This window comes from Longimycelium tulufanense (assembly GCF_014645795.1).
In the GTDB taxonomy this organism is placed as follows: Bacteria; Actinomycetota; Actinomycetes; order Mycobacteriales; family Pseudonocardiaceae; genus Longimycelium; species Longimycelium tulufanense.
Genome location: NZ_BMMK01000025.1, coordinates 20,397 through 39,219 on the forward strand (window position 1 = coordinate 20,397; position 18,823 = coordinate 39,219).

General features: G+C 70.9%; 12 protein-coding genes and 1 pseudogene. 7 read left to right on the top strand and 6 right to left on the bottom strand.

Translation table 11 applies throughout. From position 1 onward, the window contains the following. Positions 1-3: 3 nt before the first annotated feature. Both IEY55_RS22320 and IEY55_RS22325 read right to left on the bottom strand, forming a co-directional pair. Positions 4-6,906 carry a hypothetical protein gene (locus IEY55_RS22320; RefSeq protein ID WP_189060490.1) on the bottom strand — a complete coding sequence of 2,301 codons (6,903 nt, stop codon included), beginning with the start codon at positions 6,904-6,906 and terminating at the stop codon, positions 4-6. Positions 6,907-7,207: 301 nt separating this feature from the next. Then, positions 7,208-7,579 (bottom strand): DUF1876 domain-containing protein, encoded by a 372-nt coding sequence (locus tag IEY55_RS22325; RefSeq protein ID WP_308424776.1) that lies wholly within the window; start codon positions 7,577-7,579, stop codon positions 7,208-7,210. Here IEY55_RS22325 and IEY55_RS22330 point away from each other — a divergent pair. The 3 genes from IEY55_RS22330 to IEY55_RS22340 all read left to right on the top strand — a co-directional run bounded on the left by IEY55_RS22330 (position 7,578) and on the right by IEY55_RS22340 (position 11,466). Beyond that, positions 7,578-8,162 (top strand): DUF5655 domain-containing protein, encoded by a 585-nt coding sequence (locus IEY55_RS22330; protein ID WP_189060491.1) that lies wholly within the window; start codon positions 7,578-7,580, stop codon positions 8,160-8,162. The two genes, IEY55_RS22325 and IEY55_RS22330, sit on opposite strands and share 2 nt — an antisense overlap. Positions 8,163-8,457: 295 nt before the next feature. After that, complete coding sequence (locus IEY55_RS22335; RefSeq protein WP_189060492.1) at positions 8,458-10,329, top strand: beta-propeller domain-containing protein; 1,872 nt, start codon at positions 8,458-8,460, stop codon at positions 10,327-10,329. 327 nt (positions 10,330-10,656) lie between these two features. Next, complete coding sequence (locus IEY55_RS22340; RefSeq protein WP_189060493.1) at positions 10,657-11,466, top strand: SAM-dependent methyltransferase; 810 nt, start codon at positions 10,657-10,659, stop codon at positions 11,464-11,466. 54 nt (positions 11,467-11,520) lie between these two features. Here the strand turns inward: IEY55_RS22340 and IEY55_RS22345 are convergent, their stop codons facing one another. After that, positions 11,521-11,910 (bottom strand): VOC family protein, encoded by a 390-nt coding sequence (locus tag IEY55_RS22345; RefSeq protein ID WP_189060494.1) that lies wholly within the window; start codon positions 11,908-11,910, stop codon positions 11,521-11,523. 103 nt (positions 11,911-12,013) lie between these two features. Between IEY55_RS22345 and IEY55_RS22350 the strand changes: the two genes are divergently transcribed. The 3 genes and pseudogenes from IEY55_RS22350 to IEY55_RS32170 all read left to right on the top strand — a co-directional run. Next, positions 12,014-12,355 carry a PadR family transcriptional regulator gene (locus tag IEY55_RS22350; RefSeq protein WP_189060495.1) on the top strand — a complete coding sequence of 114 codons (342 nt, stop codon included), beginning with the start codon at positions 12,014-12,016 and terminating at the stop codon, positions 12,353-12,355. Then, positions 12,352-13,302, top strand: a complete 951-nt coding sequence (locus IEY55_RS22355; protein ID WP_189060496.1) for a hypothetical protein — start codon at positions 12,352-12,354, stop codon at positions 13,300-13,302. Before IEY55_RS22350 ends, IEY55_RS22355 begins: the two co-directional genes overlap by 4 nt. Positions 13,303-13,440: 138 nt before the next feature. Then, a pseudogene (locus IEY55_RS32170) lies at positions 13,441-13,545 on the top strand (alpha-hydroxy-acid oxidizing protein); the annotation flags it as partial. An 80-nt stretch (positions 13,546-13,625) separates the two neighbouring features. Here IEY55_RS32170 and IEY55_RS22365 read toward each other — a convergent pair. Further along, complete coding sequence (locus IEY55_RS22365) at positions 13,626-14,225, bottom strand: short chain dehydrogenase (protein WP_189060497.1); 600 nt, start codon at positions 14,223-14,225, stop codon at positions 13,626-13,628. A gap of 320 nt (positions 14,226-14,545) precedes the next feature. Here IEY55_RS22365 and IEY55_RS22370 point away from each other — a divergent pair, with 320 nt between their 5' ends. Further along, positions 14,546-15,376 carry an aldo/keto reductase gene (locus tag IEY55_RS22370; protein WP_229686638.1) on the top strand — a complete coding sequence of 277 codons (831 nt, stop codon included), beginning with the start codon at positions 14,546-14,548 and terminating at the stop codon, positions 15,374-15,376. 253 nt (positions 15,377-15,629) lie between these two features. On the opposite strand, the gene IEY55_RS22375 is transcribed toward IEY55_RS22370, so the two are convergent. After that, entirely contained in the window at positions 15,630-16,679 is a 1,050-nt protein-coding gene (locus tag IEY55_RS22375) for an agmatine deiminase family protein (protein ID WP_189060498.1), read from the bottom strand. A gap of 4 nt (positions 16,680-16,683) precedes the next feature. Continuing rightward, a complete protein-coding gene (locus IEY55_RS22380) occupies positions 16,684-18,534 on the bottom strand; it encodes an ABC transporter ATP-binding protein (protein WP_229686639.1) in 1,851 nt (616 codons plus the stop codon). Between the last annotated feature and the right edge of the window lie 289 nt (positions 18,535-18,823).

Consider the following 18,823-nt stretch of genomic DNA (forward strand, 5'->3'; position numbering starts at 1 on the left):
CCATCACCCATCCACAACGGAGACATGAAAAAGCTTGGTGTGGCGGGATGCGAGGAAGAGCACGGGCACCCCGGCATGGCTGGTCACGCTGTCGTCCTGCCGCTGGCAGGCGAGGTGGAAGGCCAACTCCACGTCACCGTGCTTGCGGAGAGAGGCAAGATAGAGCTGCGCGAAGCGAGCCGTGGTGTCCGTCTGGACCAGTGCCTGCATCCCGACCACTGCTGGAATTCCTGACCGCACCAACGACAATGCCACACTCGGCCCAACCACCGATGGGGTTGCCGTGTGACAGCCGGTCAACAACGCCAATCGGGTCCGCCAGCCGTACAACGCGTCGCCGAGCACCGTCAGGTCGCAGGGTTTCCCAACGGGTCCGTCACTTCCCCGCCGTGCCGCGCCGACCAGCAACGTACCCGGCTCGCCTTCGCCCAGATACTGGAACACCGTGCACCGATGGTGGCTGCGCAGCAGGTCGCTCAGGGTGTGTCCGGAACCGGTGGGCAACCCGGCGGTCATGCCGCGGGGTGGGCGGCTTCCGGGACGGCCCAACAACACGAAGACTTCCGGTGGCACGCTCTCCACAGGGGCGTGTACGAGCACGTCCGGGTCGGTCGGGAAGCGGATCACGGTCGCGGCCTCGCCCAGATTGAGGTTGTCGTGGACCAGGGCCAGCTCCCACGGGTACTGGTGCACATCCGTCGTGGTTTCCAGCCATAGCCTGATCCGTGCGCGGTCCCGCACCGTGCGCAACCGCTCCCGCAGCTCCGTTTCATCCAGACCGAACAGCACGGAAGCGAGCTGCTTCCCCAACATGCCCTTGATGCGGTCGTGGCCCGGGCGCGCCGCGAGATCCTGCACCAGTCCGACCAGCGTGGGGCCGGGGAGGTGCTGCACCTGCTGGAGGTCGAGCCCGAGCGCGTCGCTGTGCGCGTGCAGCCGGACCGGCCCCTGCGTGTCCCAGGTCAGACCGTCGCCGTCCACCTGCAGCCGGATGTCGACCACGTCCTGCCCGCCACGGGCCACGTCCGCCGGTGTCCGGCGTACGAACGCCAGCAGCCGGTTGCGTAGTTCGGCCGGGGTGACGTCCTCCCGGAGGGCGTCCTCCACGAGATCCCGGAGCGCCGCGGGGACCGCCCGGCTCGACAGGCTGAACAGGTTCGCCCGTCCGTCCGTGCCGAGCGGATCGTCCTCGGCGAAGGGGAACCGGGGCGGGCGGCCCGGTGCGGACTGCTCGTCCGGGGCCACGCACTGGTCCAGCAGGCGCCACAGGCAGACCGTGAGGGCGAAACCGTCGTCGGCCGGTAGCGGCGGGTCCTCCGGCCCGCCGTACTCGCGCCGCCGGTAGCCCGGCACACCACGCGCCCGGAGCACCGAATGGCCCGCCTCGGCCAGGGCCGCCTCCAACCAGCCCTCCACCCACACCCGGTCCTCCACCAGGTACAGCGAGTCCAGGCTGAGCGAACCGTGCACCAGACCGGCCCGGTGCGCCTCGGCGACCGCGTGGGCGGCCTGGATGACCCAGTCCACCGCCCGCGCCGCGGTCACCGGCTCGGTCGGCACCAGTTCGTCCAACGTCCGCTCACCAGGCGGGCACCGCAGCACCACGTGCTCGTCGTCCACCCAGTCGGCGAGATACCGCCGCTGGGGCCCGTCGGACCGGTCGAACGCCCGACGCAGGAGCGCGGTGGCCCGCGCCCGCACCTCGCCATGTGCGCCGCGCACCGCGACGACGGTGAACGGCTGCCCGTCCCGCCATGCCCGCACCCGGGGCATCGGTGCCCCGCCCGCCCGGAACGGCACCGGCCGTCCCCAGTCCAGCGGGTAGCCGGCCGCGCGCAGCCGCGCCTCGATCGCCTTCGGCATCCGGGGTATCCGGGAGCCCCCTCCTGCCGGCTCCTCGGCGTAACGCCCCACCACCCAGCGGCCCACCAGCGGGTTCGTCCACCGCACCCGGTTCTCGGTGTCCTCCCACACCACGACACCCTTGTCGTGCAGGAGCTGCAGCTGCTCACGGGACTGCGCGGCGGGTCCGCTGTCGAGGGCGTCGAGCACCATCCCGTCCCAGACCCAGTCGTCGGAGACGAGCACGTTCGCCAGCCGCCGCAGCAGGCTGCCCCGCCGCTCGTCCGCGAAGTACGCCAGCGGGCCGATGTGCGCGTCGGACACGGTGGTCAGTGCCCCTGCCGCGGCGTCGACCACCGCGGAGTCCACCGGCCGGTACGGCATGTCCTGTGCCTGCCACTGCCGCACCACCTCGGCACCCAGCTGATGCAGGTGGTAGGGGTGGCCGGCGGTGAGGGCCTGGAAGCGTTCGTGCGCGCCGGGGGTGATCTCCACCTCGCCGAGCCCCTTGTGCACCAGATGCCGGGTCTGGGTGGCCTCCAGCGGACCCAGCTCGACGGTGATCGGCTCGATCCGTGCGCCCAGCCCGGCGAGCAGCCGGGCCGGGGCCACCCGTGCGGCGAGCAGGAAGCCCACCGGGTACCTGTCGAACGTCGTCACCTCGTGCAGCAACTCGGCGAACGCGGCGGCGTGCCCGTGGGCGGCGAGATCGGCGGCGAACCCGTCGAGCGGGTCCACCACGACCAGCCAGCCCCACCCGTCCGGGATGTGGTCGAGCCAGTCCAGCAGGTCATCGAGGTTGGCGACACCTTTGGGAACGGGGATGTCGGGGAGAGCGTCGCTGTCGCCGCGCCGCCGTCGTGCGCGCCGCCCACGCCGATGGAGCTGGGTGGCCAGCGCGGCGTAGAAATCCTCGTCCGCACCGGGGGCCACGATCCGGGCCGGCAGCACATGGGCCGGGCAGTGGCTGTTCGGCTCCAGGAATGTGTGCAGCAACGAGGTCTTGCCGATCCGGGGCGGACCGTGCACCGCGCACACCGGAGCCAGCCCGCGCGCCGGAATCGCGTTGAGCTCCTTGGCGATCCTCCGTGCCGGCTCCTGCCGGCCGGTGAACAACCCGGGTGGTGCCGGCCGCTGGTGGGCGAACGAGGACACCGGCGCGGGCAGCCGGGGCCGGTTCAGCTCCTGCCAGGCGCGGTAAAGGGTCTTGCCGAGCTGCTGCGCCAGTTGTTCGACCCGCGGGATCGTCAGCGTCTGCTGGCACCGGCGGATGCGCCGGTTCAGCCCGTCCAGGCGGCCCCGCTCGGCCCGGTCCGGGGGCCGGCCCTCGAGCAGCGGCGGCCGGGCGGTGTCGAGCAGCTCGTACCACAGCGGCACCAGCTCGTCGATGCCGACGGCGTCAGCGGTGCCCTCCACCGCGGCCCGCAGTGCGGTCACCGCCGCCTCGACCAGCAGCGAGTCCTCGGCCACCAGCTGGTGCGTGGCCAGTTCGGCCAGCTCGTCGGCGGCCTCGTGGAAGCGCCGCACCGGCTCCGCGGGCAGCATGACGCGCACCGCCCGGCGCAGCCGCTCGAGCTCGGCGCGGTCGCCGGGACCGACCCGGATCCGGCGGTCGGACCGGGCCCGGTCCAGCTTGGTCTCCAGGTACACCCGGCGGAACGCGGTGAACCGGGTCTCGGGATGTTCGGGAAACGCCTGCCCGGCCAGCTCGGCGCCGAACTCCAGCTCGAAATCCAGGTAGTGCCTCGCCGCCGCGCCCAGCTCGCCCCGGTCCAGCAACGTGGTGACCAGGAAGAGGTAGGACTCCTGGCGGGCGCGGGCCTGGTCCGCGCCGGTGATCCCGGCCAGGCGGGTGTGCACCGCCGCCAGCAACGCGACCGGCTCGTCGGCGAACGCCGTGGCCAGCCGGTCCAGGGTGTCGGGGCCCAGCTCGCCGCGGATGCCGGCCAGCTCGGCCGGGGCCCGGTGCTCGATCACCCACTCGATCAGCTCGTCGCGCCGCCGGCGCTGGCGAATCCGGGCGAGCACGGAGCGCACCAGGTCCTCCCCGACCGCCCCAGGTTCGGTGCGGGACAACCGGATCAGGAAGGCGGCGGCGATCGGCACGGTGCCGGGCAGGTGCCGGTCCAGCTGCGCGGTCAGGGCGTCCACCGCGGTCCCGGAGTCGCCGGCACGTAACGCGAGCCGGGCGACCGCGCACGCCCGCTCCGGGGTCGGTGCCATGGCCTGTGCCCGGAGCAGCTCGCCCACCGCCGGCGCGCGGTCGCCGCGTGCTGCGCGGACCGCGGCCAGCAGGTCGTGCCGGTGCGCGCGCTCGCCGCCCGCGTCGGCCACCCGCTCGGCGTGGTCGAACTCCTCGGTGCGGAGCAGGACGGCGACCGTGTCGGCGAGCAACCCCAGGTGCGTCGGCTGCAGGTACAACGCCGCAAGAAGCGCGTCGCGCGCTCCTGCCCAGTCCTCCGCGGCCACCCGGCGCTCCGCCTCGGCAACCCGCTTGCCGGTCTCCGGGCCGAGCTTTCCGGCGCGGGAGCGGACGGGGCGCGGGTCGCGCAACAGGAACTCGCGGTCGAGGTGCTCGTCCCAGCCGATCCACGCCGGGTGCCGGCCGCACCGCTCGGCGATTTCCGCCAGCAGCTCCTCGTCCGATGACTGCTGGATCCACCTACGGGACAACAGGATCCGGTCGGCGAACGGGCTCTGCGCCGGCTGGTCGTCGAATCGCTGGGCGGGTCGCCGTGCCCGATGCCCGCTGCTGACGACGGGGAGTTCCGGGCGGGGACGGCCAGCGGCGTCGCACACCGCCGCCACGGCCGCCGCGTCCGACATCAGGTAGGGCTGGTCCATCAACGCCGCGTGCCGGTGGAACGCGTCGGCGGCCGCCTCGTTCTGCCCCAGGTGGGCGTAGGCGCAGCCGATGTTCCAGATGACCCCGAAATGCACCAGCGACTGGACCGGGGCCGCCGCGGCCAAGCGCAGGCCCTCGGCTGCGCGGCCCGCCCGCACCGCGTGGTAGAGGGCCGCGGTCAGCAGGTGCCACGCCCCGTTTCCGGCACGGCGCAACCAGCGGTGCACGTCGCCGTCGCCGGACCGTTCGACCGCGGCCCGGCCGAACAGCCGTGGCTGGGGCAGCGGGGTGGTCTGCGCACCGGTGTCCGCCAGGAGCTTGTCGTCGGGCCACGGGGGCAGGGCCTCGGTGGCCAGGGCCTCCGCCTCCTCGGCGAATCCCAGCTCGTGGTAGCTGCGGAGCAGGATTCCCTGCAGCTTGGGTCGCCCCCGCGGCTCCACCCGCCGCACCGCCCGCTGCAACAGCTCCACGGCGAGGAACTGGTGGCCCGCGGCGCGCAGCCGGTGGACGTGATGCAACACGACGCCGCTCGAGCGGTCCGCAACGAGATCCCACAGCGTCGTCCGCTGTTCCGGCGGCAGCTCCTCCAGCGCCGCAGGATCCGTGCGGGCGAGGAAGTCCTCCACCAGCCCGGGCAGCACCGGCTCCAGCCGGGTCACCAGCTCGCCGCCGGTACCCGCCCCGTGCAACGTGGCTTGCTCCAGCACCAACGCGAGCGCGGAGCCACGGTCGAGCTGCGCTGCGTCGGAGTCGGCGAGCCGTTGCTCGACGTGCCGGGCCACCCACTCCACGGCGTGTTCCGGTGTTGCCGTCAGCAACTCGTCCGGTACCACCGCGACGGTGCTGGGCAGCTCCCGCTCCACCACCCGCAGCCAGGCCGGGGGCCCACCGAGCTCCGCGGCCCGCTCGTGGGCCCGGCTCGCCTCCTCGAAATGCCGGGTGGCCACCGCGACCCGGGCGAGGTTGTGGTGGTCGAACCAGCCCGCATCGCCGGCGGCCTGGGCCACGGCCAGTAGCTCGCGGGCGGAGGCGATCCGTCGCTGTTCCCGGAAGATCCGGAAAAGCAGGTAACGTGCCGGGCCGCTCGGGCAGCGGTTGCGGTCCGGCCACACCAGCTCGACTGCGGCGTCCACCGCCCCGGCCTCGTACCGCTGCTTTGCGCGGTGCAGCTGGGTGTCGGAGGCGGTCGGTCCCGCCGCAGGTTCGGCACCCAGGCCCAGTTCCGTTTCCACGGCGGCGAGCTGCCGCCATGCCACGGCCCGGGTGTCGGCCCGCGTCCACAACACCTCGGCCGCGCGCAGCCGCTCGGCGTGGTCGCTCGCGGGGAGGCGGTCGGCCGCCCGCCGGGCGCCGGCCAGCCGTTGCTGGAAGCCGATCCGCTCGGCCCCGTCCAAGCAGGCGGCCGCGAACTCCTCGGCGAGGTCGAGGTGACCCTCCTCCACGGCCTCCCGGGCCAGCGCCGCCGCCTGGCGGAGCTGGGTGTCCCCGGCGATCACCGGCTCGACCTCGCCGAGCTGGTGTGCCAGCGCGCGTAACGAAGAGAGCTGGGCGTCGACGTGCTCGCCCCGCGCGCCCAGCCGCACGAGCAAGGCTGCCAGGTGCACGCGGTCCAGTCCGGTCTCCAGACCGACGAGGACGCCGTGCGCCAGGTGGTCCAGGAGGGCGGCGGCGTGCGCCGACCCGGCCGGGCACAGGGTCGCGCGCAGAACCGCCGCGATCGCCGGCTGGGTCGCGGAGAGTTCCAGGAGCCGGTGCACCACCGCGGGCTCGACGGCCGGAGCGCCGTCGGGCGGGCCCTGGTCGTGGCGCGCTCGGCCGAGGGTGTCGGCCGTGTCGCGGAGCAGTTGGACGAGCGGGCCGGAAAGGTCGGAACCCCGGCAGAGGTGGCCGCCCAACGGTTCGCCGTGCCAGCAACGTGACCAGAAGTCGAGTAGTTGTGCCAGGCCGTAGCGGGCGGCGGCCACACACCGCTCGGCCACGTCGGCCAGGACGGGACGGAGCACCCCGCTGACCTGAGCCGGTGGCGTGCGACCGGCGAGCGTGGCGTGCCCGGCCAGGGACAGCAGCGGGCCGATCGCCAACTGCAGGTCCAACGGGTCCGGTTCCCATCCGTTGCGCCGGCAGGCGAGCACCCGACCGGCGGCGGCGAGTGCGTGCCGTTCCCAGCAGGGCTGCGCCCCGGAGGGTGACCCGGGTGTCGGACCGGGCGAGTCAGCCACGCCGCCCCCCTCCTCGGGGCGCGGGCATGCGGGGACACGTCGACCGCACGCCACCGCCTCCTCGACGGACGTTCCGGGGCACCCGAGTGAGCATGATCAGTTCCGCCGAGTATGCCGCGAACCCGGGCCACCGGGGCGAATCCGGTGACGGTGTAACTCGTTCGGCCTAGCTGGTGGGGACGACAGGAAGCACACGTGCGGTGCATGCGGATGGGTCGTTCGGACCGGGACCGCCGGGTCACCGGACGGCGGCGGGTCCACAGTGGACCCGCCGCCGTCGAAGTACCGGGCTAGCTTGGGGCTAGACCCGTTCCAGGTCCCTGACCTCGGCCCCCGCCTTGGCCATGAGCTGCTGCGCCAGGTCCAGCAGGGCCCGGGCACCGGCCAGCTCCTCGCCGATCCGGGGCTCGTTGGGATCGCGCGGGTCGCGGGTGGCCCGGCCCCGGGCCCGCAGCTCGGTGCCGTCCCGCAGCCGCAGCAGCGCGGCGGCCCTGGTGTGCGACTCGTCCTCGTCGAACTCCAGCTCCACGTGCCATCCGGCTACCTGCATCGTGCTCACCTCCATGCCCTCGTCCCCAGGGTGCGCCCGGGCCCGCCGCGACGCCAGACAGGTGAACGGGATGTCGGTGGGAAGGGGCAGGCTGGTGGTGCCGACGGAGGGAGGAAAGCCCATGACCGGTGCCAAGGACTGGCGCGAGCTGCTGACCTGGTCGGCCGAGCTGCTGGCCAGGAGCACCGGCGCCGACCTGGGGGAATGGAACCGGCGGGTGCGTGACACCGGTATCACCGACGAGCCGGCGCTCCGGCGTTGGCTGGCCGCGCAGGGCGTCACCGGGTACGCCCAGATGCTTCTGGTCATGGAGCGTTTCGGGTACCCCGACTTCATGCTCGCCAGCGCCGACGAGCTGATCGACGCGCAGTACGCGGACCGGCCGGCGCTGCGGCCGGTCCTGGACCGGGTGCTCGCGGTCGTGGCCACGCTGGGCGAGGTGACCGTGCAGGCCCGCAAGACCTACGTCTCGCTGGTCGGCCCGCGCCGGACCTTCGCGGTCGTCAAGGCGAGCACCCGCAGGCGGGTCGACCTCGGCCTGCGACTGGCGGACGAGCCGGGCGGCCGCCTGGAGGCGGCCCGGTCGATCGGCAGCGACGCGGCCGCCGTCCGGATCGGCCTGCACAGCGCGGACGAGGTCGATGACGAGGTGGTCGAGTACCTCCGGCGTGCCTACGACGAGAATCTGCCGCCGGCGAAGCCCTGAAGTGGTCGGGCTCGCGGCTCGGGGACGGCCTCGGTGGTGACCTCGCCGTCCGCATCGTGCGGCAGCCGACGTGTCGGGTGGAGCCGTGCCTCGAGCACATGACCGGCTCGTGTCCTTCGCGCTGTCCGTGCTCCAAGCGCAGGCATCCTTCGGCGGCTGGGGAGTGCGGCCCAGAGCAGGACCGCGTTACCCCGGTCAGCCGCTCTGACTTCCGCGACACTCTCCTTGTACCGCCGGACCGGCGAATCATCGCCCGCCGAGCAACGAGAGCGGGAAACAGCTCCGTCCCAGGGACATGCGTCGAACCGTTTCGGGTGTCGTGGGGGTCGCGCTCGTGTTGGGATCCGCGGGCTCCGCGTTACCCAGCACACCGTCCGTAGCCACCACATCCACGCCCACCAAACTGGTTGCCTTCTCCTCGTGCGATACGGCCGTCGAGGGATTCCGTCGGGCGGCCACGCCCTACGTCACGGCCTACGGCTTCCGTTCGGGGCCACCCCGTGGGCCGTGGAGAGCCCTGGAGAACATCACAGAACAGGCCACGCAACCACAGGAAGCGGCCGGTGCGGCGGGCCCCGATCACTCGACGACCAACGTGCACGAAGCCGGTGTCGACGAGCCGGACCTGGTCAAGACCGACGGCCGACGCATCGTCAGCGTGGCGGACGGGAAGCTGCGCGTCCTCGACGTGGCGGCCCGGGGCCTGGCGGGCACCCTGGACCTCCCCGCCGGTCCCACCGCAGAGCTCCTCGTGCACGGCGACCGGGCCCTGGTCGTACACGGAAGTCCCGGGATTCCCGCCGACATCGGCTGGACCGGTGGGAACACCCAGCTCCTGCTCGTCGATCTGTCCGGAGAACCGCGGAAGATCGGCACCCTCAAGCTGGAAGGGTCCTATGTGGACTCTCGGTCCATTGACGCCGTGGCCCGTGTCGTCATCCGCTCAGCACCGCAGCTCCCATTCGTCACGCCCGAACCGAAGCGATCAATTGACCAGGCTTGGCACCACAATCGGGACATCGTTGCGCGGTCGTCGATCGATGACTGGCTGCCGCGTTACGAGCTGGACCAGGGTGGGGAACGCCGTTCGGGCCTGCTCGTGGACTGCGAACACGTGAGCCATCCGACGACCTACTCCGGAACCTCGATGCTCACCGTGCTGACCTTCGACCTCGAACGAGAACTGGGCACGGGCGATCCGGTGTCGATCGTCGCCGACGGGGACACGGTTTATGGCAATCACTCCCACCTCTACGTCGCTGACGATCATCTTCCCTGGATGATGCCCCGACGTGCGGTGTCGATGCGTCAACGCGAGATGGCAACCGACATCCATCAGTTCGACATCTCCCAACCTGGGCCCCCGCGACACCTGGCGTCAGGAACCGTACGTGGCCGACTGCTGAACCAGTACTCGCTGTCGGAACACGACGGACACCTGCGGGTCGCCACAACCCTTTCCGCCCCCGATGAACCTGCGACTGGCAGCAGCAACTCGGTCACCGTCCTCGCCGGGCAGGAAGGGAAGCTGGTAGAGGTTGGCAGGCTCGACGGGCTTGGCATCGGGGAACGGATCCACGCGGTGCGTTTCCTCGGTCCGACGGGCTATGTCGTCACCTTCCGCCAGGTGGATCCGCTGTACACGCTCGACCTGTCCGACCCGCGACGTCCCCGCGCCGTGGGCGAGCTGAAGATCACCGGCTATTCCGCGTACCTGCACCCGGTGGGGGAGGGGCGGGTGCTCGGCGTCGGGCAGGAGGCGACCCTGCAGGGCCGGGCCTTGGGAACGCAGATCTCGCTGTTCGACACGAGCGATCCGGCGCGCCCCACACGCATCGCAACCCACCAGGTGCCGTCAACGCGGTCGGAAGTCGAGGATGATCCGCACGCGTTCCTCTACTGGCCGGCTACCGGCCACATCGTGGTTTCCGTGTACGGGAGACCACGAGGTGTCTCGCAGGGCATGGTGGCAACAGGAGCGTTGGTGTTGCGGCTCGAGGACAACGCTCTTACCGAGATCGGGTTCCTGCATCATCCGGGGGAGCGCTACGGCGGACCGCGTCGCGCACTGATGATTGGCAACACTCTGTGGACCGTCGCCAACAGCGGTGCGCTGGCCAGCGACCCGGACACGCTGGAACAGCGGGCCTGGATCCACTTCGGCTGACATTGCGCGGCTCGGATACGGAAGGTCGGATACAGAAGGAGGTGGGACACCGGAGCGCCGGCTCGATCGGGTAATGGACCTTGCTGACGGCTCGAGGGGTGGGCTCCGGCAGGCGGCCGGCGCCGACCGAGACCCGGTTGGGGAGCAGCCACCTGGTATCGCGACGGTCGGTGCCCATATGGTTACTTTCCGACGCTGGTGGTGTCGGTTCGGGCCGCACCGGGCAGGACAACCGTGCGGTGGGCTGCGGCCGGCGTTGCCGGTGGGGGGCGGGTGCTAGAAAAGAGGGGCGTCACGGACGCTCCCAGAACCGGATGGTGGTGACGGATGGAGGGCGTCGGCGTCACATCGTTGCTGGTCGCGTTGGCGCGCGCGGCGGAGAGCCGCCGCCCGGACCGGCTCTTCGTCGACCCCTACGCCGCCGAGTTCGCCGCGGCGGTGCCGGAGGTGCGCGAGCCCCCGATGGAGGAGGGGGCGCGGCGCAGCGCCCTGGCCGACTACCTCGCGGTCCGCACCCGGTTCTTCGACGACTCGCTGGTGGAGGCCGCGTGCGCCGGGTGCGGCCAGATCGTGCAGCTGGGCGCCGGCCTGGACACCCGGGGCTTCCGCCTCAACTGGCCGGCCGGGACCCGCCTGTTCGAGATCGACCAGCCCGAGGTGCTGACCTTCAAGGACTCGGTGCTTCGGCGCTGCGCGGCCCAGCCCCGCTGCGAGCGCCGTACGGTGCCGGCCGACCTCGACAGCGACTGGATCACTCCCTTGCGCGATGCCGGTTTCGACCCCGACCAACCCACGGGGTGGGCTGCCGAGGGAATCCTCTACTACCTCTCGCCCGAGACGAACGACCGGGTGATGCGAACAGTCGCCGACGCCGCGGCCATGGGGAGCCGGCTCGTGGTCGAGCACGTGACCCGCCACGTCACCCGGTCGGAGACCATGTCCCGGGTGCGGGCCGACTTGGCGAGCCGGGCGGCTGAGTGGCGGTCCTTCGTGGACGAGCCGATGACCTGGCTGCGCTGGTACGGCTGGCACGTCCGGCTGTTCACGCCCAACGAGCTGCTGGCCGCGAGCGGCCGCCGGCTGCTCGCGGAGAACGGTGGACCGCCGAACGGGTGGCTCGCGGTGTGCGAGCGGTAGGCGGGTCGGTCGTCTGTGCGCTGCCGGCGCGGGCGTCCGTCCGGGACAGTGTCCTCAGTCCTCCGCGCCATGTCGCAGGTCGGTACGCAGCGGATGCCCCGCGGGCACCTCGACGAGCGCGATGCGCACCCCGTCCGGGTCGCTGATCCACATCTCGTGCAGGCCCCAGGGCTCCCGGCGCGGCTCGCGTAGCACGGTGACCCCGCGCTGCCGGAGTTCCTCGTGGGTGCGGCCCAGGTCGCGCACCTGGAGCCAGAGGGCCACGTCCGGGCTGACCTCGCCGGAGCCCCGGCCGGACACCTCCAGCAGGCCCTGCCCGAGGAAGAACACCACCCCGCCCGGGAACTCGCGGTACACGGCGAGGCCGAGCGTGTCCCGGTAGAAGGCACGCGAGCGGTCCGGGTCCCGGGGACGGAGGATCACGCGGCTGCTCAGGAACTCCATCCCTTCTCCGTACCACCGGCGACCGTGGCGAGCACGTCGGTGATCCCGACGCGTCCGGCATCACACTCGACGTCATATACAGTGGCACGATATATTGTGCCGCGTGAGCCACCTTTCCGAACAGGCGTTCCTGGTGCTGACGGCACTGGCCGACGAGCCACGTCACGGCTACGGCGTGCTGCAGGAGGTGGATCGACTCTCCGATGGCCGGGTCCGGCTGGCCGCCGGCACCCTGTACGGCGTGCTCGACCGGCTCACCCGTCAGGGCCTGGTCGTGGTGGACCGGGAGGAGGTCCGCAACAGCCGCCTGCGCCGGTACTACCGGCTCAGTGACGACGGCGCCCGGACGCTGGCGGCCGAGGCCGCCCGCATGGAGTCCAGCGCCCGCACGGCGCTAACCCGCCTGGGGAAGCCCGCGCCGAGCACGGGGGGAGGGAACGCATGAAGATCGAGGAGTCGATCGAGGACGTCTGCCGTCGGCTCGTGCGCCTGCTCCCCGCCGACTACCGGGAGCAGCACGGCGAGGACCTGGTGACGACCCTGGTCGACACCGCGGACGAGCGCGGCGTGCTCCCGCTGAGGGAGCGGCTGGGCGTGCTCGCCCTGGCGGTCCGGCTGCGCGTCGTAACCCCCCTGTCGGCGCGGACGATGGCCGCGCTGGTGACCCTGCTGCTTCTCTTCCAGGCGCAGCAGGCCCCGGTGGCGTTGGTGAGCACGGTGTGGGGATCGGTGGTCCAGAGCCGGATGGACTACGACGTGTCCCTGTGGTGGACCGTCGGTGCGGCCGTGTCGTCGGTGCTCTGGGTAATTGCGTTCGTGGCCTGGTTGTACGGGAAGGTCCGGTCCGCGCTGTGGAGCGCGGCCCTCGCGGTTCTTCCACTTGGCATCGGCATGGTGGATTCGGTACTCAATCGGATCGAGGGCCGATCGATCTGGTGGGTGCTCGGTGCGTTCGTGTCAGTGTTCGGCAGCCCGTTCGTGGTCTGGAGCCTGCTCGCGCTTCTCGCCCTGTCCCTCGGGGTGACGGGCGGGCTCCGGGCACCGGGCCGGGTTCGCTGGTGGTTGGTGGCCCTGCCGATCTGCGCCGTGGTGTTTCAGATCCCCGATCTGACGCGGCTGATCTGGCTGGGGCCGCTTCCCACGTGGGAGATTTGGCTCTTCGCGATCCTGGTGTGGATCGGGGGGTTCATCCTGGCGCTCCGGTCGCCGGTCGTGGTGCTGGCCAGCGGCTGGGCTGCGGCCCTCACCGCGGTGATCTACGCCTTGGACCCACCGACCTACACCGAGGAAGGCCGCATGGTGGCGCTGGCGGCACTGGCCACCGCCGTCGTGCTCGCGGCCTGTGCCTATCTCGGGCAGCGGCGAACACCATCGGCGCGTGAGCCGGTGTGACGAGCAAATGTTCCGTTGCCGGCGGGAAACCGAACAGGCACCCCGCGCGGCAGCGCGTAGCTGACCAGCCGGAACCGCGTTCCCGCCACGGCGCCGTTGCGCTTACAACCCGACGACGCACGTGCGGCGCCCGACGCCGACTCCGGGGTGCGCACCGGCGCCGACGTCGTCAAGGCGCTGGCGCTCGGTGCGCGGGCGGTGCTTCGCGGCTTGCTCGCCGACTTCGAGCTCACCTTGGGGCTGGGGCCGGCTACCGGCACCCCGGCGAGCTCCCACCTCGACGCGTTGTGGCGGCGTTGAGGCGTGATCGTGCCGGGTCCGGCTCAGCCCACCCGGTAGACCTGCCCCGTCTGTGCCCCGTCGATCGACTTGACGTAGCCCAGCGCCGCCCGCTCGGCACTCACCGCCTCGAATCCGGGGAAGAACTCGCCGTAGCTGCTCAGGGACTCCGTGAGCACCGTCGGGCTCACCGCGTTGATGCGCTGCGCCTTGGGCAGCTCGATCGCGGCCGAGCGAACGAACGACTCCAGCGCACCGTTGACCGTCGACGCGACCGCGCCGGTACGGATGGGGTCCTGCGCGAGCACCCCGGTGACGAGGGTGAAGGACCCGCCCGGCGCCACCGCGGAGATGCCGCGACGCACCAGCTCGACCTGGCCGAGGAGCTTGTCCGCCACGCCCGCGCGGAAGTCGTCCAGCGTCAGGTCGGTGAACGGGCGGAACGGGACCGCACCCGCGGTGCACGCCACCGCGTCGACGGGGCCTACCGCCCGGTAGAGAACCTCGACCGAGGACGGATCGGTCAAGTCCACTGTGTACTCGCCGCTAGAACGCGACGCGGTGACCACCTCGTGCTGCTTTTCCAACACGGTACGGACAGCCTGGCCGAGCGTGCCCGACGCGCCCACGAGCAGGATCTTCATCCCCGAACCTCCCGATCACACCGACCACCGCGGACCCACGATCGCGGGGTGGTGGAGTTCGCCATTCACGGCGAGGCTAACCGCGGGTGAATCGGGTTCGGCGATGAGATCTCTCACGCGTGATCGCGGTCCACTCGCCTTGCGTTACCGGGATTTCGGCCCGCAGGTCGTCCTGTTGCTGGCGCTATGTCCGAATGGCGGGCGCTGGGTGCGGCGTGCTGTGCTGTGAGCCGAGCCATCCGGGGAATGCCGGGCCCGGACGAGGAGTTGTTGTTGGTGTCGAATCCTTTGTGGATCTCTCGGTGGAGGACATCTTCCTGATGACGACGGTTCCGAACGTCGAACTGAACAATGGTGTGCGCATGCCCCAGCTGGGGTTCGGCGTCTGGCAGGTGCCCGATGACGGGGCCACGCCGGCCGTGCGCACCGCGCTGGAGTTGGGATACCGCAGCATTGACACGGCGGCGGTGTACCAGAACGAGGAGGGCGTGGGGCGAGCCATCGCCGAGTCCGGGGTTGCCCGGGAGGAGCTGTTCGTCACCACCAAGCTGTGGAACAGCGAGCAGGGCTACGACTCCACCCTGCGGGCCTTCGACGCCAGCCTGGGTCGGCTGAAGCTCGACTACGTGGATCTCTACCTGATCCACTGGCCGGCCCCCGCGCAGGATCGTTACGTGGAGACCTGGAAGGCGTTCGAGAAGCTCTACGCCGACGGGCGGGTTCGCGCGATCGGGGTGTCCAACTTTCACCCCGAACACCTGCGCCGGCTGCTGGCCGAGACCGAGGTGGTGCCGGCGCTCAACCAGATCGAGCTGCACCCGCGGCTGCCGCAGGCGGAGCTGCGGGCGTTCCACGCCGAGCACGGCATCGCCACCGAGGCGTGGAGCCCGCTGGCCCAGGGTGGCGAGCTGCTCGCTGACGCGACAATCGCCACGATCGCGGAGAAGCACGGGCGTAGCCCGGCACAGGTGATCCTGCGTTGGCACCTCCAGCTGGGCAACATCGTGATCCCCAAGTCGGTGACGCCGGCCCGGATCGCGCAGAACTTCGCCGTGTTCGACTTCGAGCTGGACGGCGACGACCTGGCCGCCGTCGCGGGTCTGGAGAACGGGGAGCGCACCGGCCCGAACCCGGACACCTTCAACGGCTGACAGCTCACTGCGCTGCGATTTTCACGCTGGCCGGCGGGTGGCACCCCCACCCGCCGGCCAGCAACCCTTCTCCTGGGCAGAGTAGTTTTTGCGATGCTCCTTTGCTTCTGGAAATGGATCTTCGGCCCAGCGTCTTGGGTAGGGAGGGACAACCCCGAAACCCGGATTTCGACGTGACCGGGCGGAACGGGTTGGTGGTCTTCGTGGCCATATTCGTGTTTTTGATCGCGTGGGTCCTCGCCAAACGGCTGCTTCATCGCCGCTGAAACTCCGTGGGCTGCAGCAGGCTCGACCACTGTGTGGTGCTCAGCCCTGCCGGCACCGGCTGTGTCATGCAGTGGACACCACCCCCGCCCCACGCGATGGCTCGCGCGGGAACGCCGATGACCTCCCGGTCGGGAAACAGCTCCCCGAGCAGCGCGAGTGCGGGGGCGTCCTCGCCAGTGCCAGCGGTCGGCACGATCACCGCTCCCATGGGGAGATAGAAGTTGACGTAGCTCACCGTGACGGGATCGGCGCCCAGGAAGATCTCCGAACAGTAGGGGATCTCCACGACCTCCAGCCGGCGGCCCATGGCATCGGTGCTCGTGCGCAGTACCTCGAGATTGTGGGCCAGTCGCTGCTCGTCCGGAGTACCGCTGCCCCAGGCGGTCTGCGCGAGCACCCGAGCCGGCGCCAGGAACGCGGCGACACCATCAACGTGACCATCGGTTTCGTCATCGGAAAGCCCGTAAGGCAACCAGATCACCGTGCTCGCACCGTACTCGCCCGCCACCAGGCTTGCCAGCTCGTCCTTGCGCATCCCGGGATTCCGATTCGGATTCAGCAGGCACTCCTCGCTGAGGATCAGCGTGCCCTGCCCATCGGTGATGACGGCACCACCCTCCACGACCGGGCCCAGTATCTTCGCCTGGATGCCAAGGTGCGCGCAGAGCTCACCGGCCAACGCGGCGTCCCTCCGCCACATCGGGGCTTTCCGCCCCCAACCGTTGAATCCCGGTTCGAGCCCGAGGACCGCACCGCACTCGTCGACCGCGAACACCGGGCAGGTGTCCCTGGCCCACATATCGTCGGACTCGACCTCGACGATGCGCACGGCCGGACCGCAGCTCCGCCGGGCCCGCGTCGACGTTCCCGGGTGGGCCAGCACGAGTACGGGTTCGAACCGCGCGATCGTTCGCGCGATAGAGGCAAACTCCCACTGCACGTCGCGCAGCCGCCGACCCCACACTCGGCGGGCCCAGGGCCACACCATCACGCATCCACCGTGCGGTTCCCACTCGGCGGGCACCCTGGCAGGCATGAGGTCACCTCTCGGTGGGGGACAGCAGAGGTGGACGGCCATTGCCCTGTGCACCGAACGCCGTGACCAGCTCGCGGTACATCGAATCCGCGGTCAGCAGGTCATCGTGCCGCCCGACGGCCCGCACCCGGCCTTCGTCGAGCAGGACGAGCTGATCGGCCTCGGCAGCAACGGAAAGTCGGTGCGTGATCGCCAGCACGGTCCGCTCATGGGACTGGTGCGCAAGGGAATCCAGCAACGTTCGCTCGCTGATGGCATCCAGCTGCGCCGTCGCCTCGTCCAACAGCAGCACGTCCGCATCGCGCAGCAGGGCCCGTGCGACCGCGAGCCGTTGACGTTGGCCGCCGGAGATCTCCACCCCACGTTCACCAACCGGGGTGTCCAGACCGTCCGGCAGCGAGTTCACCCACGTGTCCAAGGCAACCGAACGCAACGCCTCGTCCAGGTCGGCCTCTTCGGGATGCGGTACGCCGTACAACGCCGCCTCCCGCACGGTCTCGCCCAGCAGCGGTGCCTCCTGCTGGACGTAGGCGAGGCGACGGCGCAGCTCACTGCGGCTCAGCTCACGCACATCCACTCCATCCAGCAGGATCCGGCCCCGATCGACGTCGGCGAAGCGTTCCACCAGGCTCAGCAATGTGGTCTTGCCCGCGCCAGACGGGCCGACGAGCACGGTAAGACCGCGGCCGGCGGTGAAACTCACGTCCTGCAACACCGGTCTGTCGCGGTAACCGAACCACACCCCCTCACACCGGATCTGGAGCTGTCCGTCCTCCCTGCGCGGCAGTGACCGGGTGCCGGGCCCGACCGCCTGGGAGCCTTCCTGCGGCAGAAGGTTCAGTTCCTCCACCCGCCGCACGGCGGCCAGTCCTTCGGAGAAGTCCGTGGCGGCGTCGAACAACGTCTCGACCGGCTCGCGGAGGTACATCACATACAGCAAGAACGCGATCAGGCCACCGATACCCAGCTCCCCCGAGGCCACCCGAGTGGCGCCGACCGCGAGCACGACAAGGAAGGTCACGTCCATCGAAGCACCGGCGATCACCTCCACCCATGCCTCGGCGCGCGCCGAGCGCACGCCGGCACGGTAGGCACCGTCTGCCTGCGAGCCGACCTGCTGCTGCTCGTGCCGTTCGGTACCTGATGCCTTGACCGTGCGGAACGCGATGAGAACCCGCTGCAGCGCCGCGGTCATCGAGCCCACCCGGGCCTGTTCCTGCTCGGTGGCCTCACCCACCCGCCGCAACGCGTACCTCTCACCGACGGTGGTGATCGCCAGCAATCCGACCACCAGCGCGAGCATGACCGGGTCGATGACGCCCATCAGGACGATCGCTCCGAGTATCGCGATCGGCGCCGCCGCGGCCTCAACGACGGCGTCGGCCATCGTCGCCTGCAGCAGTGTGGTGTCACTGCCGACCCGCGACAGGAAGTCGCCGACCGGCCGTCGTTCCACGCCGGCCACCTTCGCGCCCAGGATCCGCCGCACGAGCCGCTGCCGGACATCCCGGACGAGCCCGGTTCCCGCGCGGCCGATCAGGAACGTGCCCAGCCACGACAGCACCATCCCGACCACGGCGATCCCGGAGAGCATCAGCACCGGCCACAGCAGGCTGCGACCTTCCTCCAGATGCTCGATGACCGAGCGGGCCACCAACGGCTGGATCAGCGTGGCTCCCTCGGCAATCAGTTCCAGGAAGAACAGGCCGACCAGCAACCTGCGTGCTGGGCGCAGATAGCTCCGCAGCGTTCGCCACTCACCGCCCCGCGCGGCCGGGGCGGCCTCCTGGGCAGCGGTGTTCGTCTCCGCCCTGGCCGGAGCATCCACAACGGTCTCCTCGGTCGCACGAACCACGCGGCGGACACCCCGCGTGAGCGGAACTCAAACTAATAAACAAAACAAAGACAGAAATACTGGTTCGTGTCCTTCCCGCCACGATAGGACGTACGTGTCGGCACGTCCACCCACATCGTGGTTCGTTGTGGGTGCCGCCCACGGATGTATGGGCGGCCACGCCACCGGCGAGGGCTGTTCACGATTCCGCTGAGGGGGCCGTTCGGCGTATATGAGGGGAGGCCCCCGCCCCTGGACGGGGCGAGGAGCCTACGTGCGGTGACACGCGAACCAGGAAAAGCCCGAACAA

Excerpts from the sequence above, each read along its gene's own strand:
- IEY55_RS22355 (WP_189060496.1), top strand. The coding sequence starts at position 12,352 with ATGAAGATCGAGGAGTCGATCGAGGACGTCTGCCGTCGGCTCGTGCGC.
- IEY55_RS22375 (WP_189060498.1), bottom strand. The coding sequence starts at position 16,679 with ATGCCTGCCAGGGTGCCCGCCGAGTGGGAACCGCACGGTGGATGCGTG.
- IEY55_RS22325 (WP_308424776.1), bottom strand. The coding sequence starts at position 7,579 with ATGGGCTTTCCTCCCTCCGTCGGCACCACCAGCCTGCCCCTTCCCACC.
- IEY55_RS22365 (WP_189060497.1), bottom strand. The coding sequence starts at position 14,225 with ATGAAGATCCTGCTCGTGGGCGCGTCGGGCACGCTCGGCCAGGCTGTC.
- IEY55_RS22330 (WP_189060491.1), top strand. The coding sequence starts at position 7,578 with ATGACCGGTGCCAAGGACTGGCGCGAGCTGCTGACCTGGTCGGCCGAG.
- IEY55_RS22340 (WP_189060493.1), top strand. The coding sequence starts at position 10,657 with ATGGAGGGCGTCGGCGTCACATCGTTGCTGGTCGCGTTGGCGCGCGCG.
- IEY55_RS22370 (WP_229686638.1), top strand. The coding sequence starts at position 14,546 with ATGACGACGGTTCCGAACGTCGAACTGAACAATGGTGTGCGCATGCCC.
- IEY55_RS22345 (WP_189060494.1), bottom strand. The coding sequence starts at position 11,910 with ATGGAGTTCCTGAGCAGCCGCGTGATCCTCCGTCCCCGGGACCCGGAC.
- IEY55_RS22335 (WP_189060492.1), top strand. The coding sequence starts at position 8,458 with ATGCGTCGAACCGTTTCGGGTGTCGTGGGGGTCGCGCTCGTGTTGGGA.